Genomic DNA, 15,016 nt, shown 5'->3' on the forward strand with positions numbered 1-15,016 from the left:
GGGCAGCGGCGCGCGCCGCTCAGAACGACGTGAGGATGCCCGCGACGATCGAGCTCGCGGTCGCGCCCGGCTTGGCGACCGCGACGCCGCCGCCCGCCGCGCCGTTGACGACGAAGCGCGCATGCGCGCCGTTGCGCACCATCGCGGCGCCCGTGTACAGCACCGTGCGCTTCGACAGCGGATAGTCGAAGCGGATGCCGTACGAATCGGCGTTGCCGTCGCTGTCCGCGACCTTGCGGTAATGGCCGACGCTCAGCAGCAGCGACGCACGCCCGATCGGCACCGTCGCGCTCAGCTCCATGATGTCGCTGTGCGGATACGCGCTCTGGCTGTCGATCGCGGTCGCGATGTCGGGGCCGCCGCGATGGCGCAGGTACAGCGCGGCGACCTTCACGACATTGAAATCGTACGAAATCGCGCCGAGCGTGTAGTTGCCGTTCGCGGCCGGGCTCGTGTCGCCGAGCGCGGCTGCGGCCACCGGGCTGAACTTCTGCTGCATGTAGTCGATGTCGACCGACAGGCCGCCGCGCACGTAGTTGAGCCCCGCGCCGTACGTATCGCCAAGCGTCGCCGGCTGCCCGGCCGCGCCGTTGGTGCCGCGCGCGGCCATCGCGCGCAACATGAGGCCCGCATAGCGCGGCGACGTATAGCGCATCGAGTTGCGCACGCGCAGGAACGCGGGCCCGACGAAGTTGTTCGTCGCGTTGCCCCACGCGAGCCCCGCGCCGAGTCCGGGCAGGCTGTACGTGACGAGCGTCGTGTGCAGGATCGTGTAAAGCTCGCCGAACTGCACGCCGCCGAACGGCCCCGTGATGCCGACCCACGCTTCGCGGCCGAACAGCGCGCTGCTGTTCGACAGCGCGCCGCTGGCCGCGTTGAAGCCGTCCTCCAGCTTGAAGATCGTCGCGTAGCCGCCGCCGAGATCCTCGACGCCCTTCAGCCCCCATTGCGACGCGAACAGGTTGCCGCTGCCCATGCGCGTCACGTGGTTCGGCCCGGCGTTCGCGTATTCGATCGCGGTGTCGACGCGGCCGTAGAGCGTCACGCTCGATTGCGCGAATGCGGGCAGCGCCGCGCAGGCCAGCAGCGCGGCAAGCGGTACGGCAAGCCGGTCGGCCCGCCCGTTCGGTTGAGTCATCGTCGTCGTCCCGTAGAGGTTCCGGCGCCTGTCGGTATCGCGCCGGCTGGTGTGAAGCGCGTTCGCCGCGAAGGGCCAACGCAGCCGATCAAAAACGGGCCGAGTCTAGGAACGACAATTTCGGACGTCGACGCAATGCGCTCTATAACGCTTATAGATGTGCCGCATGATGCGCGCGCGCCCCGCTGCAAGCGCGCCGCGCGGCGGCCGGCGCGCGTCACCCTGGTGTTTTCTTTATCCGGGTCGGTAGATGCCCGTGTGGCGCGGCTGTCACTCCGGCTATGGCGGCCGGATTTGGCCGACTACGCTGCGTCTCCGACACGTGCCCCCCGCACGCTTTCGCGCCGCGACGGCGCCCGGCCCGCCAGGCCGCTGCCGCGCATCCCCACCGCCCGCTCCTGGAGAATCCGCATGTCCGCATCCACGGCCCGCGCTGCCGACGGCAAGCGCTATACGTACGAATGGTATGTCGTCGTCATCTGCATGCTCGCGTACGTCTTTTCGTTCGTCGACCGCCAGGTCCTCGTGCTGATGATCGAGCCGATCAAGCGCGACCTGCGCCTGTCCGACACGCAGTTCAGCCTGCTCAACGGCTTCGCGTTCTCGCTGTTCTATGCGGTGATGGGGCTGCCGGTCGCGTATCTCGCCGATCGCTACGCGCGCCCGCGGATCATCTCGCTCGGCATCGCGCTGTGGAGCGTCGCGACCGCCGCGTGCGGGCTCAGCCAGCATTTCGTGCAGATGTTCATCGCGCGCATGGGCGTGGGCGTCGGCGAGGCCGCGCTGTCGCCCGGCGCGTATTCGATGCTCGCCGACTACTTCCCGAAGGAGAAGCTCGGGCGCGCGATCGCCGTGTATTCGCTCGGTTCGTTCATCGGCGGCGGCGTCGCGTTCCTGATCGGCGGTTACGTGATCGCGCTGCTCAAGCATGCGAGCGCGTTCACGCTGCCGGTGGTCGGGCAGGTGCATGCGTGGCAGGTCACGTTCCTGATCGTCGGGCTGCCGGGGCTGCTGGTCGCGCTGCTGTTCGCGGCGACGGTGCGCGACCCGCAGCGCAAGGGGCTCGCGCAGGATCGCTCGGGCGCCGTGCGGCGCGTGTCGATGCGCGATTCGCTGCGCTTCGTCGGCACGCATCGCGCGACCTTCGCGTGCCACTACCTTGGCTTCTCGTTCTACGCGATGGCGCTGTACTGCCTGCTGAGCTGGACGCCCGCGTTCTATATCCGCCGCTTCGGGATGACGGCCGTCGAAGCCGGCTACACGCTCGGCATCGTGCTGCTGGTCGCGAACACGGCCGGCGTGTTCTGCGGCGGCTGGCTCAACGACTGGCTGCTGCGGCGCGGCCGCAGCGATGCGCCGATGCGCGCCGGCGCGATCGGCGCCGCGTGCATGGTGATTCCCGCGACGCTGTTCACGCAACTCGACTCGCTGCCCGCTTCGCTCGCGATGCTCGTCGTCGCGATGTTCTTCGCGTCGTTTCCGATGCCGACGTCGACCGCCGCGATGCAGACGCTCGCGCCGAACCAGATGCGCGCGCAGATCTCCGCGCTGTTCCTGCTCGTGTCGAACCTGATCGCGCTCGGCATCGGTACGACCGTCGTCGCGCTGTTCACCGATCGCGTGTTCGGCGCGCCGGCGGCGGTCGGCCATTCGATGTCGATCGTCAATGTCGCGGCGGCCACGCTCGCCGCGCTGCTGCTCGCCGCCGGTTGCCGGCACTATCGTCGCAGCCTCGATCGCGAACGCGGCCATGCGTCGGCAGCGGCACCGCAGGCGGCCGAGGCGGGCAACGCAATCGCCGCACGCTGAACGACGGGCGCGCTCCGTCGCCGACCATCATCCGCCCCACTGATTCAGGCATCGCTTTTTAATCGATTTGATTTATGCAATGCCCGTCCCTATTCTCGATCGCATGACGGCGCGGTGTCTGCCGCGCCGCTTTCCTCGTACCCCACGGAATTTCCCATGCAAGCGAATCGCCACCAGGTCCGGATCGACGCGCTGATCGACGCGGCGCAGGACATCCGCTGTTTCCGGGTTTCGCGCATCGACGGCCAGCCGTTCGACGCGTACGAACCCGGCGCCCATATCGACGTCACCGCGCCGTCAGGCGTCACGCGGCAATACTCGCTGTGCGGCAACCCCGACGAACGCGGCAGCTACCTGTTCGCGGTGAAGAAGGAGGCGCAGTCGCGCGGCGGCTCGCGTTCGCTGCACGACGATGTGCAGGTCGGCGCCGAGCTGTCGATCGGCACGCCGCGCAACCTGTTTCGTCTGACTGAGGACGCGAGCGAGCATGTGCTGATCGCGGCCGGCATCGGCATCACGCCGCTGCTGTCGATGGCGTATGCGCTGCACCGGCGCGGCGCGCGCTACCGGTTGCATTACTTCGCGCGCAGCCGCGAGCACGCGGCCTTCGTCGACGAACTGTCGGCCGAGCCGTTCGCGTCGCACGTGACGTTCCACTACGGCGTCGAGCCCGACGCGCTCGCGGCCGCGCTGGGCCGCTGCGTCGAATCGGTCGACGCACACGCGCACGTCTACACGTGCGGCCCGGGGCCGTTCATGGAGGCAGTCGTCGCGGCAGCCGCGACGCGCTTGCCCGAAGACTCGATCCATCTCGAACGTTTCGCGGCGGAACCGGTCGCCGCCGATGCCGACCCCACCCCTGCCGATGGGTTCGAAGTGCGCCTGCAACGCAGCGGGCAATCGGTACGCGTCACGCCCGACACGTCGATCGTCGACGCGCTCGCGCGCATCGGCGTCGAGGTCGACACGTCGTGCGGCGAAGGCGTGTGCGGCACCTGCATGGTGCCCGTCGTCGACGGCGAGCCCGATCATCGCGACCACTGCCTCAGCAAGGCCGAGCGCGCGAGCAACACGGTGATCTGCTGCTGCGTGTCGCGCGCGCGCTCGGCGGTGCTGGTGCTCGATCTCTGACGCATCCCGCACGCGCCGGCCGCCGTCACGCGTTGTCGAACCCCTCGACAAGCTCGGCCAGCAGCGTGCGCATCCACGCGTTGCCTTCGTCTTCATGGAAATGCTCGTGCCAGTGCATCGTCACCGGCGCGGGCGGCAGCGTGACGGGCAGGTCGTACAGGCGGAACGCGTTGTCGCGGTTCAGGATCCGCGCGAGCCGCTTCGGCAGCGTCGCGTAGAGATCCGTGACCGACAGCACGCTCGGCAGCGCGACGAAGTGCGGCACCTCGAGCGCGATGTTGCGGCCCACACCCTGCGCGCGCAACGCGTCGTCGAGCGCGTGGTGGCTGTGCTCGACCGATTTCACGTTGACGTGCGCGGCGCGCACGAATTGCTCGAGGCTCAGCGCGCCGCCGCTCGGCAACCCGCGCCGGCGGCCCGTCATGCACACATACGTTTCCTCGAACAGCACCTGGTGGCGCGTACGCGGCATCAGTTCCGGCAGGTTGCCGATCGCGAAATCGAGCCGGCTCGCGCGCAGCGCTTCCTCGATCTCCTCCACCGGCAGCGGCTGCACGCTCAGCGTCACGCGCGGCGCGCGCTCGCGCAGTGCCTGGCAGATCGCCGGCAGGTACGCCATCTCGCCGGCATCCGACAACGACAGCCGGAACGTGCGCGTGCTCGTGGCCGGATCGAAGCGCTCCGCGTAGCGCAGCGCCACGCGCACCATGTCGAGCGCCTTGCCGACGATGCCCGCGAGTTCGAGCGCGACCGGCGTCGGCTGCATGCCCGAGCGCGTGCGCACGAACAGCGGATCGTCGAACAGCGTGCGCAGCCGGCCGAGCGAATAGCTGACGGCCGGCTGCGACAACGCGAGCCGCTCGCCGGCCTTCGTCAGGCTGCGTTCCTCGACGATCGCCTGGAATACGCGCAACAGGTTCAGATCGAGATGATCGACCGACGTCATCGTAGCCTCCATCATTTGCCGCATTTATTGAGTTGCCAATTTTAGATCAATTTGACGGATATGTAGCAGGGGACGAGACTGGGTACTCGATACCGTGCGCTGCGCGGCCCGATTTCGCGACTCTTCCCCACGACAACGATGAGCGACATTCCCTACCAGACGATCGACACCCGTGCGTTGCACGGCCTCGCGCAACCCGACCGCATCGCGCCGGCGATGTATCACGATCCCGCGCTGTTCGAAGCCGAGCTCGAGCGCATCTTCTACCGCACCTGGATCTGGGTCGCGCACGAGAGCGAGCTGCCGAATCCGGGCGACTTCATCACGACGACGATCGGCCGCCAGCCGGTGATCGTCGTGCGCGACAAGACCGGCGCAATCAACGTGCTGCAGAACCGCTGCCGCCATCGCGGAGCGACCGTCTGCGAATCGCACAAGGGCAACGCAAAGGGCTTCACGTGCCCGTATCACAGCTGGTCGTACGCGCTCGACGGCACGTTGCGCGCGCTGCCGTACGGCGACGGCTACGAAGGCGTGTGCGAGAAAGGCGACCTGCCGCTCGTGAAGCTGCGCGTCGGCGTGTATCAGGGGCTGGTCTTCGCGAGCTTCAACGACACGATCGAGCCGCTCGAGGATTTCCTCGGCGGTGCGAAGCCTTGGATCGACCTGTTCATGAAACAGGGTGCCGGCTACCCGATCAAGGCGAACGGCGAGCACAAGTTCAAGTTCAAGGGCAACTGGAAGATCCAGCTCGAGAACACGACCGACCTCTATCACTTCCCGGTCGTGCACAAGTCGTGGATGAAGTCGATCGACGACGAGACGGCCGCCGCGATCACGAGCTTCATGACGAGCGAGGACGCGTTCTGCCGCGGGCTCGGCAACGGCCACAGCCTCGCGGTGCTAATGCCCGAGCTGATCGATCTCGACGAAGACGACGGCGCGCCCCTGCCCGAGCGCTTCGCGCCGCTCGCGGCGAAGCTCGCCGAGCGCCACTCGCCCGACGAAGTGCGTCGCATCGTGCGCTCGCTGATGGGTGTCGGCTTCAACCTGAACCTGTTCCCGAACCTCGCGCTGTCGATGGCGTTCTTCCGCGTGCTGCGGCCGATCGCGGCGAACGAGACCGAGATCCGCCACGTCGCGCTCGCGATGGACGGCGGCCCCGACGAAGCGAACCGCGAGCGGCTGCGCATTCACGAGCACTTCCAGGGCCCGTTCGGCTTCGGGAGCCCCGACGACGCGGAAGCGTGGGAGCGCGTGCAGCGCGGCGCGCACGCGGGCCCCGACGTGCCGATCCTCGTGAATCGCGGGCTGAACCGCGAGACGACCGCCGCGAACGGCGAAAAGACCGCCCATGCGACCGACGAAACCGGGATGCGCGAGGCCTACCAGCAATGGCGCAAGATGATGGAGCAGCAATGATGGACGACCGCAACGCCCTCTTTTCCGAGCAGACCTTCGCCCGCGCGGTCGAATTCGTGTGGCGCGAAGCCGAGATGCTCGACCGCCGCGACTATCGCGCATGGCTCGACCTGTGGGATCCGGCCGGCCATTACGTGGTGCCGATCGATCCCGACACGACCGATTTCGCCGCGACGCTGAACTACGTGTTCGACGACCAGGACATGCGCGAGAAGCGCGTGCAGCGGATGGTGTCCGGCTACTCGGCGTCGGCCGCCGACGCGGCGCGCACGGTGCGCACCGTGTCGCGCTTCACGCTGGAAAGCGGCAGCGCCGGCACCGTCGAGCTGAAATCGGCGCAGGTCGTCGTCGCGTACAAGCGCGGCGTCGCGACGCTGTTCGCGGCCGACGTCACGCACACGCTGCACGTCGATGCCGAAGGCGAGATGCGGATTGCCGAAAAGGTCGTGCGCCTGATCGACTCGACCGAAGCGCTCAGCGCGATCGGCTTCCTGCTGTGAGCCGTGGCCGGTTCGCCGCTGCAAGCGCAAAGGTGAGCCGGCAACCTTCACCTTTCCGGACGACCATGCCCACACTCGAAGTATTCCTGCCCGCCGGCCATGACGATGCACGCAAGGCCGAACTGATCGCGCGGCTCAGCGGTGCGACCGTCGATGCGATCGGTGCACCGCTCGAATCGGTGCGCGTGCTGCTCACCGAATTGCCCGCCACGCATATCGGCCTTGGCGGGCGCACCGCCGCCGACGGCGCGCCGCCGTCGCTGCCCGTGATCGTCGCGATCCTGATCGCCGGCCGCACCGATGAACAAAAGCGCGCGCTGATCGCCGCGTTGTCCGACGCGGGCGCGAACGTGCTCGATGCACCGCTGCAGGCCACGCGCGTGATCATCAAGGACATCCCGAACACCGACTTCGGCATCGGCGGCCAGACCGCGCGGGCGCTGGGGCGCTGACCATGAGCCGTGCGTCGCTCCATCATGCGCCGCGGGCGCGCCGTGATGTCCGTGATGTCCATTGCGGCCTTAACGCGATGCAGCGGCTACGACTACGCGCCCGAGAGCGGCAGCGTCACGCGGCAGTCGAGCCCGCCGCCCTCGGCCGGGCTCGCGCCGATCCGGCCGCCGTGGCGCGTCACGATGCTCTTGCACAGCGACAGTCCGATCCCGTTGCCGCCGGCCTTCGACGACGAGAAGCCGTCGAACAGCCGGCCGTGCGCACCGGCCGCGATGCCCGGGCCGTTGTCGATCGCGCGCAGCTCGGCGTGCCCGGCCACGTTCGCGGTGCCGAGCGTCAGCATGCGCGGCGCGCGATCGCAACCGGCGAACGCCTCGATCGCATTGAACGCGAGATTCAGGATCACCTGCCCGATCAGCACGCGCTCGCAACGGATCGGCAGCGGCGCATCGGCCTGCACGATCGCGACCGTCACGCCGGCATCCTTCGCACGCAGCTCGATGAAATACGCGACGTCCGCGAGGATGTCGCGCAGGTCGGCGAGCGCGACGACCGGCTCGCGCTTCACGATGAATTCGCGCACGCTCTTGATGATCAGCGCCGCGTGCTCGGCCTGGCGGTCCGCGCTGCGCAGCCCCCAGATCGCGTCGTCGATGGCGCCGCGCCCGTTCAGCCGCTGCACCGCCCCTTCGATGAAATTGCGCACGGCCGCGAGCGGCTGGCTCAGCTCGTGCGCGATCACGCTCGCCATCTCGCCCATCGCGTTGTAGCGGCCCGCGTGTTCGAGCATGCGCGCTTCGGCGCGGCGTGCGTCCTCGATCGCGACTTCGTCGCTCACGTCGCGAAACTGCACGAGCAGCCCGTCGAGGTCGCCCTCGATCTCGACCTGCCGGCACAGGATGCGCAGCCAGCACGGCGAGCCGTCGCGCCGCACGATCCGGTAGCGCTGCGGCGCCGACGGGCACGCGGACGGCGCATCGTGCAATTGCGCGACGAGCCGGTCGCGATCGGCCTCGGAGCAGTAGTCGAGCACCTCGCCGAGCGCTTCGTCGGGCGCGAGCCCGAGCACGCGGCGGCCCGACTCGCTGATGAACTGCACGCCGCCGCGCGGCGTGACGACCGCGATACCTTCGTCGAGATCCTGCATGAATTCGCGCAGCCGCGCCTCGTAGCGGCGCAACTGCCGGCGCACCGCCTCTTCCGCGCTGATGTCGCGGAACTGCACCATCACGACGTCGCGCCCGCGCAGCGGCACGTAGGTGGCGGTCGCCTCGGACAGCATGTCGACGCCCGTGCGCGACCGGTAGCACCATTCGTACACCTGCGGCCCGTCGACGAGCGCGCGATCCCACGCGCTCACGGCGATCTCGCGCTGGTATTTCGGCTCGGGACGCGTCATGTCCGGCGCCTTCAGCGGCAGCAGTTCCTCGACGGAAAAACCGAGCGCGATGCACGCGGCGCGGTTCGCCCACACGATCGCCTTCGTCTGCGCGTCGTGCAGCAGCACGCAGGTGGTCAGCGCGTCGAGCAGCCGGTGGAAATCGTCTTCGTCAGGGAAACTCATGATCGGCTTCGGATGAAGGCGCGCGGCGTCGCGCGGCCGGAAAGCCAACATAGCACCGGCGCGCGCCGATCGCATCTGAAGATTTCTTTAGGCCGGCACGGAACCTCACCAGTCGCGCGGCCCAACGCACCAATTGCTGCGTGTTTTCGGCGTTTCTAGACTGGTCGCATCGTCGTGTTGCCACCCGAGACAGCACGCATGCCGCCCCGCATCCGAACCCCTATCCGTCCAGGAGACCACCATGCCGCAAGCCGCCCTCGCCATCGAACCCGCGCCGTCCTCCCAGCCCGTGGCAGGCACCGCGGCCGCGCCGTTGTCGCCGCTCGACGCCGTGATCGAAACCGTCGCCGCGCGCCGCGACGAATTCGATCGCCTGTCGCACGTGCCGCGTGACGTGATCGCGCTGTTCAGGCAGGCCGGCATCTATCGCGCGGGCACGCCGCGCCGCTTCGGCGGCGACGCGCTCGCGCCGACCGCCTTCCTCGACATGGTCGAACGGATCGCGACCGCCGACGGCTCGGCCGCATGGGTCGCGAGCTTCGGCTCCGCGAACGTCTATCTCGCCGCGCTGCCGCTCGAGACCCAGGCCGAGCTGTACGCGAGCGGCCCCGACCAGGTGTTCGCGGGCGGCCTGTTCCCGGTGCAGCCGGCGCAGGCGGCGCCGGGCGGCTGGCGCGTGAACGGCACGTGGAAATTCGCGAGCGGCTGCAAGGGTGCCGACTGGCTCGGCGTCGGCATCGCCGTGCCCGGCGCGCAGGACGCCGCGCCGAACAAGCCGCGCACGGCCGTGTTCCGCGCGGCCGACGTCGAGATCGTCGAGAACTGGAGCGTGGTCGGCATGCAGGGCACCGGCAGCCACGACCTGCGCGTCGACGACCGCTTCGTGCCCGAAGCGTGGACCTTCGTGCGCGGCGGCGAGCCGACCGTCGACGAACCGTTGTACCGCTACCCGACCGTCGCGTATGCGGCGCAGGTGCTGGCCGTCGTCAATCTCGGCCTCGCGCGCGCGGCGCTCGACGTCGCGAACCGCATGTCGGGCGGCCGGCAGACGACGACCGGCGCGCCACGCCTCGCCGATCGCGCGTATTTCCGCATCGAGTTCGCGAAGGCCGAAGCGCAACTGCGCTCGGCACGCGCGTTCTTCTACGACGCAACCGACACGGTGTGGCAATCGATCCTCGCGGGCAATCCCGTGACGCCCGACCAGGTCAGCCTGCTGCGGCTCGCGGCCACGCATGTCGCACGCGAAGGCGCGAGCGTCGTCGAACGCGCGTACCGCCTCGGCGGCACGGCGGCGATCTATCGCACGCATCCGCTTCAGCGGCTGCTGCGCGACGCGATGGTCGTCACGCAGCATGCGTTTCTCGCGGAAGGCAACTTCGACGGCGCGGGCGCGGTGTTCACCGGCGTCACGCCGTTTCCCGGCTACCTGTAACCCGCGCAACCCGCGCCCGGGCGGCGCTGTTTCCCGAACGTGCATGGCGCCGATGCCGAAGCACCGCTACCGGCCGGCGCATGCGCCCAACCGTTTCCCCTGGAGAACCCGAGATGTCCGATTCGAATCCGCTGCCGCTGCGTGTCCTGTTCTGCTGCGGCGTGTCGCAGAACTTCTTCGACCTGCCGCGCGAGAAGATCGGCGAAGTGTGGCAGGCGTACGGCGCGATGCTCGCCGCCGTCGAGGCGATGCCCGGCGTGCGCGTGCTCGGCGTGATGGACGACGATCGCCTCGTGGTCGGCCAGGCCGACGGCGCGCCGTGGACTTTCTACATCATGGCCGACGTCGCCGATTTCGACACGACGGTCGCCGTGTGCAACCTGTATCGCACGACGCCGGTCGGCGAATACAACCTGTGGCGCTACGGCAAGATCGAAGCGCGGGTCGGCCGCGCGCTGACCGTGCCGCCAGTCGTGAAGCCCGCGTCGTGAGGCGCGCGATGAACGACCTGTCCCCCGGCCCGATCGACGCACTCGCGCGGCGCGTGGCGGCGCTCGACGCCGAGCGCGCGGTGCGCGCGACGATGACGCGCTACATGGCGCTGTGCGACGTGCCGGAGGATGCCGGCGACGGCCCGCGGCTCGCCGGCCTGTTCACACCCGACGCCGTGTGGGAAGGCATCGGCCCGCAGTACGCGCAGAAGTTCGGCCGCCTCGAGGGCACGGCCGCGATCATCGCGATGCTGGGCCGCTACCTGCCGCCCGATCCGCATTTCTCGGCGAACCTGCACTTCCTGACGTCGGAGTCGATCGAGATCGGCGCCGGCAACGCAAGCGCGCGCGGCCGCTGGATCATGCTGCAGGCGTCGCGCTACGCGAACGGCACGGCCGAGCTGATCGCCGCGCGGCTGACCGTCGATTTCACGCCGGCCGGCGACGGGGCGACCTGGCTGATCCAGCACTTTCGCACCGAACGCGTGCTCGACGGCCCGTGGCCGCTCGCTGCCGCGCCACGGCCCTGATGCTTTCCACCGCTTCCGCACGATATCGACCATGACAGGCTTCATCGACACCTTCACGCTCGGCGGCCCGGGCCCCACGATCGCGATCAAGGACACGATCGACATCGCGGGCCATCCGACCCACGCGGCGAGCCGCGCGCTCGCCGATGCACCGCCGGCCGCGCAACACGCGGACGTCGTCCGCCTGCTGCTCGACGCGGGCTGGCAGATCGCCGGCAAGGCGAACATGCACGAGCTCGCGTTCGGCATGACCGGCATCAACGACTACACGGGCACACCCGTCAATCCGCAGGACGCGACGCGCATCCCGGGCGGCTCGTCGAGCGGTTCCGCTTCGCTCGTCGGGCTCGGCGCGGTCGACGCGGCGCTCGGCACCGACACCGGCGGCTCGATTCGCGGGCCGGCCGCGTGCTGCGGCGTGGCCGGGCTGAAGCCGACGTTCGGCCGCGTGTCGCGTCGCGGCGTCGCGCCGGCCGATACCACGCTCGATTGCGTCGGGCCGTTCGCTCGCGATATCCGCACGCTGGCCGCGGTGATGGCCGCGATCGCGCCGGGCTTCGATCGTGCGCAAGCGGCGACCTCCGCGGAGGGCTGCACGATCGGGCAGATCCGCGTCGAAGCCGATCCGGCGATCGCCGCCGCACTCGATGCGGCCGTGCGCGCGTCGGGTCTGCGTTCGCACGCGCTCGTGCTCGACGAAATGCCGGCGTCGTTCGCGGCGGGGCTCACCGTGATCAACGCGGAAACGTCGCGCGCGTTCGGCCATCTGGTCGACACCGGCAAGCTCGGCGCCGATCTCGACGCGCGGCTGCGCACCGCCGCGACGACGACACCCGCCGCCCTCGCGGAAGCCGAAGCCGTACGCGCACGCTTCACCGCGCAGGTCGACGCCGCGCTCGAACTCGCGGACGTGCTCGTGCTGCCCACGCTGCCCGCGTTGCCGATCACGCTGCAGCAGGCGCGCGACGGTGTATCGGTGATCGCGATGTCGTCGCTGATCCGGCCGTTCAACCTGAGCGGCCATCCGGCGCTCAGCCTGCCGCTGCCGCTGGCCGGTTCGCCGCTGAAGGCGGGCCTGCAGATCGTCGGGCGCAAGGGCGCGGACGAGCGGGTCTGCGCGATCGCGGCACACTTCGAAGCGGCCCTCGCCGCATGAACCACGAAGCGGGCGCGGCTTCACCCTTCACGCGCCCGCGAACCAGGGAATCACGCACCATGTCAGACCGAGTCGTCCTCGTTACCGGCGCCGCACGCGGGCTCGGCGCCGTCATCGCCGACCGTTTCCATGCGGCCGGCTATCGCGTCGCGCTGGCCGACATCGCCGCCGACGCCATTCATGCGCATGCGCGCGAACTCGACCCGGGCGGCGAACGCGCGATCGCGCTGCCGCTCGACGTCACGTCGAAACGCGATTTCGAAGCGGCGCGCGATGCGCTCGTCGCGCGCTGGGGCACGATCGACGTGCTCGTGAACAACGCGGGCGCATCGAAGGTCGTGCCCGCGATGGAGATCACGGCCGAGCAGTTCGACCAGGTGATCGACGTGAACCTGCGCAGCGTGCTGTTCGGCTGCCAGGTGTTCGGCCAGTATTTCGCGGAACGTGGTGCCGGCCGCATCGTCAACATCGCATCGCTCGCCGGCCAGAACGGCGGCTCGGCAACGGGCGCGCACTACGCGGCCGCGAAGGGCGGCACGCTGACGCTGACCAAGGTGTTCGCGCGCGATCTCGCCGCGCGGGGCGTGACCGTCAACGCGATCTCGCCGGGCCCGCTCGACCTGCCGATCGTGCATGAAAGCGTCGCACCGGAGAAGCTGCGCCAGGTGCTCGCGAGCCTGCCGGGCGGCAAGCTCGGGTCGGCCGGTTTCGTGGCGGATGCGGCCGTGCTGCTCGCGTCGGGCGACGCGCACTTCGCGAACGGCGCATGTTGGGACATCAACGGCGGGTTGTACATGCGCTGAGCGGCGGGCTGCATCGCGTGCGCTGTCGCCTGGTGCCCCGCGCAGGACACGTGTGAGACTCGTGCGGGCAGGCGGACGTCCGCGTGCCTGCGCCCCCCTATCGCGACGACTCCCCGTCGTCGCCCCACACGACCATCACGTCCCGCACGAGCGCGGCGATCGACGTCGCGCCGAGCTTCTCCTTGATGCTCGCGCGATGCACGTCGACGGTCTTCACGCTGATCGACAGATCCGACGCGATCTGCTTGCTGCCCTTGCCGTCCACCACGCCGCGCAGCACTTCCTTCTCGCGCGCGGTCAGCGCATCGAGCCGCTGGCGCAGCTCGCGGTGGCGCTGGCTCACCGCGTGCCGCTGCTGCGCGAGCCGCAGTGCGCGCTGCACGCGCTCGAGCATCTGCTGCGAGTTGTACGGCTTCTCGACGAAATCGATCGCGCCGTTCTGCAGCGCGCGCACGGACATCGGGATATCGCCGTGCCCGCTGACGAAGATCACCGGCAGCGTCGCGCCCCGCGCGTTCAGTTCGGCCTGCACGTCGAAGCCGCTCTTCTCCGGCATCCGCACGTCGAGCACCAGGCACGCGGGCAGGTTCACGTCGAAGCGCGCGAGAAAATCCGCGGCGTTCGCGAATCCCTCGGACGCGATGCCGACCGATTCGAGCAGCCAGGCGAGCGATGTCCGCATGCCGCCGTCGTCGTCGACGATGTATACGATCGGTGCGGGTGACGTCATCGCGGGGGTCTCGCTGAATATCGGTATGGGTATCGCACGCGCCGCATACGGGGCCGGTTGCCGGCGCGTCGCGCACGTCGATCGCTGGGGATGCGCGGCACATCATAACGAGCCGAAAACCCGCTGAAAACCCCTTCACGGGCCGCACGAACGCACATTCCCGGTTTTTTTCGCGCGCCGCGCCGCGTCCCTAGGTAGAACCTTTAGACGCGTTGGCGAGAACGCCATCTCCATCGTCAATCGTGCGAATGGTCGCCAGCCTTTTCGCGACGTACGCTTGGGTCATCGTCGGCGATCAGGCGCTGCACCCGCAGCGCCGCACGATCGCCGCTCTCGTCCAACCAGGAGCGCCCATGTCTTCCACGACCGATATCCAGCCACCGGCACGCGTCGAGCCGACCGACGCGCAGAAGGCCTTCCGGCAAGCGATGGCCCACCTCGGCGCGGCCGTCAACGTGATCACCACCGCCGGGCCGCACGGCCGCTGCGGGATCACCGCGAGCGCCGTGTGCTCCGTCACCGACACGCCGCCGACGCTGCTCGTGTGCCTCAACCGGTCGAGCGCGATGCATGCGACGTTCGAACGCAATCGCCACGTCTGCATCAACGTGCTGCCGGCCGAACACGAACAGCTCGCGCGGCACTTCGCGGGGCTCACCGAGCTGCCGATGGACCGGCGCTTCGAACTGCCCGGGTGGGATCGCGGCGAGCAGGACGTGCCCGTGCTGCGCGATGCGCTCGCGAGCCTGCAGGGCACGATCGCCGACATGAAGGAAGTCGGCTCGCATTCGGTGATGTTCATCGAGGCGACGTCGATCCGCGTGCGCGACGACGGCGACAGCCTGATCTACTTCGGCCGTGCGTTTCATCGCGTGTCGCGCACGGCGTGCGTGCGGTGAACCGCGCGT

General features: G+C 69.2%; 15 protein-coding genes. 11 read left to right on the plus strand and 4 right to left on the minus strand.

Translation table 11 applies throughout. The features are described 5' to 3' along the window. Positions 1-19 precede the first annotated feature (19 nt). Positions 20-1,138, minus strand: a complete 1,119-nt coding sequence (locus ABIC51_RS14835) for a porin (protein ID WP_146252503.1) — start codon at positions 1,136-1,138, stop codon at positions 20-22. Positions 1,139-1,549: 411 nt separating this feature from the next. Here ABIC51_RS14835 and ABIC51_RS14840 point away from each other — a divergent pair, with 411 nt between their 5' ends. Beyond that, a complete protein-coding gene (locus ABIC51_RS14840; protein WP_175899381.1) occupies positions 1,550-2,947 on the plus strand; it encodes a spinster family MFS transporter in 1,398 nt (465 codons plus the stop codon). 156 nt (positions 2,948-3,103) lie between these two features. Next, positions 3,104-4,078: a PDR/VanB family oxidoreductase gene (locus ABIC51_RS14845; RefSeq protein WP_175899380.1), complete on the plus strand. Its 975-nt coding sequence runs from the start codon at positions 3,104-3,106 to the stop codon at positions 4,076-4,078. A 25-nt stretch (positions 4,079-4,103) separates the two neighbouring features. On the opposite strand, the gene ABIC51_RS14850 is transcribed toward ABIC51_RS14845, so the two are convergent. Next, positions 4,104-5,024 carry a LysR family transcriptional regulator gene (locus ABIC51_RS14850; protein WP_027790835.1) on the minus strand — a complete coding sequence of 307 codons (921 nt, stop codon included), beginning with the start codon at positions 5,022-5,024 and terminating at the stop codon, positions 4,104-4,106. Between the two features lie 138 nt (positions 5,025-5,162). Between ABIC51_RS14850 and ABIC51_RS14855 the strand changes: the two genes are divergently transcribed. The 3 genes from ABIC51_RS14855 (at position 5,163) to ABIC51_RS14865 (ending at position 7,398) form a co-directional block, all read left to right on the plus strand. Continuing rightward, the gene (locus ABIC51_RS14855; protein WP_027790834.1) at positions 5,163-6,446 is read left to right on the plus strand and encodes an aromatic ring-hydroxylating oxygenase subunit alpha; all 1,284 of its coding nucleotides are present in this window, start codon (positions 5,163-5,165) and stop codon (positions 6,444-6,446) included. Continuing rightward, on the plus strand, positions 6,443-6,946 hold the full coding sequence (locus ABIC51_RS14860) for an aromatic-ring-hydroxylating dioxygenase subunit beta (protein ID WP_027790833.1): 504 nt from the start codon (positions 6,443-6,445) through the stop codon (positions 6,944-6,946). The genes ABIC51_RS14855 and ABIC51_RS14860 overlap by 4 nt, the downstream gene beginning before the upstream one ends. Before the next feature lie 65 nt (positions 6,947-7,011). Next, complete coding sequence (locus ABIC51_RS14865; protein ID WP_044845361.1) at positions 7,012-7,398, plus strand: 2-hydroxymuconate tautomerase family protein; 387 nt, start codon at positions 7,012-7,014, stop codon at positions 7,396-7,398. A gap of 92 nt (positions 7,399-7,490) precedes the next feature. Here ABIC51_RS14865 and ABIC51_RS14870 read toward each other — a convergent pair whose 3' ends face one another. Continuing rightward, positions 7,491-9,038 carry an ATP-binding protein gene (locus tag ABIC51_RS14870; RefSeq protein ID WP_146252500.1) on the minus strand — a complete coding sequence of 516 codons (1,548 nt, stop codon included), beginning with the start codon at positions 9,036-9,038 and terminating at the stop codon, positions 7,491-7,493. A 166-nt stretch (positions 9,039-9,204) separates the two neighbouring features. Between ABIC51_RS14870 and ABIC51_RS14875 the strand changes: the two genes are divergently transcribed. From ABIC51_RS14875 to ABIC51_RS14895, 5 genes are all read left to right on the plus strand, one after another. After that, the gene (locus tag ABIC51_RS14875) at positions 9,205-10,398 is read left to right on the plus strand and encodes an acyl-CoA dehydrogenase family protein (RefSeq protein WP_175899378.1); all 1,194 of its coding nucleotides are present in this window, start codon (positions 9,205-9,207) and stop codon (positions 10,396-10,398) included. A 113-nt stretch (positions 10,399-10,511) separates the two neighbouring features. After that, positions 10,512-10,889 (plus strand): hypothetical protein, encoded by a 378-nt coding sequence (locus ABIC51_RS14880; RefSeq protein WP_175852258.1) that lies wholly within the window; start codon positions 10,512-10,514, stop codon positions 10,887-10,889. A gap of 8 nt (positions 10,890-10,897) precedes the next feature. Beyond that, positions 10,898-11,419 (plus strand): nuclear transport factor 2 family protein, encoded by a 522-nt coding sequence (locus tag ABIC51_RS14885; RefSeq protein WP_175899375.1) that lies wholly within the window; start codon positions 10,898-10,900, stop codon positions 11,417-11,419. Between the two features lie 31 nt (positions 11,420-11,450). Continuing rightward, positions 11,451-12,575, plus strand: coding sequence for an amidase (locus ABIC51_RS14890; protein ID WP_175899373.1), 1,125 nt, complete (start codon positions 11,451-11,453; stop codon positions 12,573-12,575). A gap of 59 nt (positions 12,576-12,634) precedes the next feature. After that, positions 12,635-13,378: an SDR family NAD(P)-dependent oxidoreductase gene (locus tag ABIC51_RS14895; RefSeq protein ID WP_021161076.1), complete on the plus strand. Its 744-nt coding sequence runs from the start codon at positions 12,635-12,637 to the stop codon at positions 13,376-13,378. A gap of 97 nt (positions 13,379-13,475) precedes the next feature. On the opposite strand, the gene ABIC51_RS14900 is transcribed toward ABIC51_RS14895, so the two are convergent. Further along, on the minus strand, positions 13,476-14,108 hold the full coding sequence (locus ABIC51_RS14900; protein ID WP_027790826.1) for a response regulator transcription factor: 633 nt from the start codon (positions 14,106-14,108) through the stop codon (positions 13,476-13,478). Positions 14,109-14,461: 353 nt separating this feature from the next. On the opposite strand from ABIC51_RS14900, the gene hpaC reads away from it, so the two are divergent. Beyond that, positions 14,462-15,007, plus strand: coding sequence for a 4-hydroxyphenylacetate 3-monooxygenase, reductase component (hpaC, locus tag ABIC51_RS14905; protein ID WP_027790825.1), 546 nt, complete (start codon positions 14,462-14,464; stop codon positions 15,005-15,007). Positions 15,008-15,016 lie beyond the last annotated feature (9 nt).

The sequence above is a fragment of the Burkholderia sp. 572 genome, assembly GCF_040545135.1.
GTDB lineage: Bacteria > Pseudomonadota > Gammaproteobacteria > Burkholderiales > Burkholderiaceae > Burkholderia > Burkholderia cepacia.

Excerpts from the sequence above, each read along its gene's own strand:
- ABIC51_RS14835 (WP_146252503.1), bottom strand. The coding sequence starts at position 1,138 with ATGACTCAACCGAACGGGCGGGCCGACCGGCTTGCCGTACCGCTTGCC.
- ABIC51_RS14840 (WP_175899381.1), top strand. The coding sequence starts at position 1,550 with ATGTCCGCATCCACGGCCCGCGCTGCCGACGGCAAGCGCTATACGTAC.
- ABIC51_RS14845 (WP_175899380.1), top strand. The coding sequence starts at position 3,104 with ATGCAAGCGAATCGCCACCAGGTCCGGATCGACGCGCTGATCGACGCG.
- ABIC51_RS14850 (WP_027790835.1), bottom strand. The coding sequence starts at position 5,024 with ATGACGTCGGTCGATCATCTCGATCTGAACCTGTTGCGCGTATTCCAG.
- ABIC51_RS14855 (WP_027790834.1), top strand. The coding sequence starts at position 5,163 with ATGAGCGACATTCCCTACCAGACGATCGACACCCGTGCGTTGCACGGC.
- ABIC51_RS14860 (WP_027790833.1), top strand. The coding sequence starts at position 6,443 with ATGATGGACGACCGCAACGCCCTCTTTTCCGAGCAGACCTTCGCCCGC.
- ABIC51_RS14865 (WP_044845361.1), top strand. The coding sequence starts at position 7,012 with ATGCCCACACTCGAAGTATTCCTGCCCGCCGGCCATGACGATGCACGC.
- ABIC51_RS14870 (WP_146252500.1), bottom strand. The coding sequence starts at position 9,038 with ATGCGATCGGCGCGCGCCGGTGCTATGTTGGCTTTCCGGCCGCGCGAC.
- ABIC51_RS14875 (WP_175899378.1), top strand. The coding sequence starts at position 9,205 with ATGCCGCAAGCCGCCCTCGCCATCGAACCCGCGCCGTCCTCCCAGCCC.
- ABIC51_RS14880 (WP_175852258.1), top strand. The coding sequence starts at position 10,512 with ATGTCCGATTCGAATCCGCTGCCGCTGCGTGTCCTGTTCTGCTGCGGC.
- ABIC51_RS14885 (WP_175899375.1), top strand. The coding sequence starts at position 10,898 with ATGAACGACCTGTCCCCCGGCCCGATCGACGCACTCGCGCGGCGCGTG.
- ABIC51_RS14890 (WP_175899373.1), top strand. The coding sequence starts at position 11,451 with ATGACAGGCTTCATCGACACCTTCACGCTCGGCGGCCCGGGCCCCACG.
- ABIC51_RS14895 (WP_021161076.1), top strand. The coding sequence starts at position 12,635 with ATGTCAGACCGAGTCGTCCTCGTTACCGGCGCCGCACGCGGGCTCGGC.
- ABIC51_RS14900 (WP_027790826.1), bottom strand. The coding sequence starts at position 14,108 with ATGACGTCACCCGCACCGATCGTATACATCGTCGACGACGACGGCGGC.
- hpaC (WP_027790825.1), top strand. The coding sequence starts at position 14,462 with ATGTCTTCCACGACCGATATCCAGCCACCGGCACGCGTCGAGCCGACC.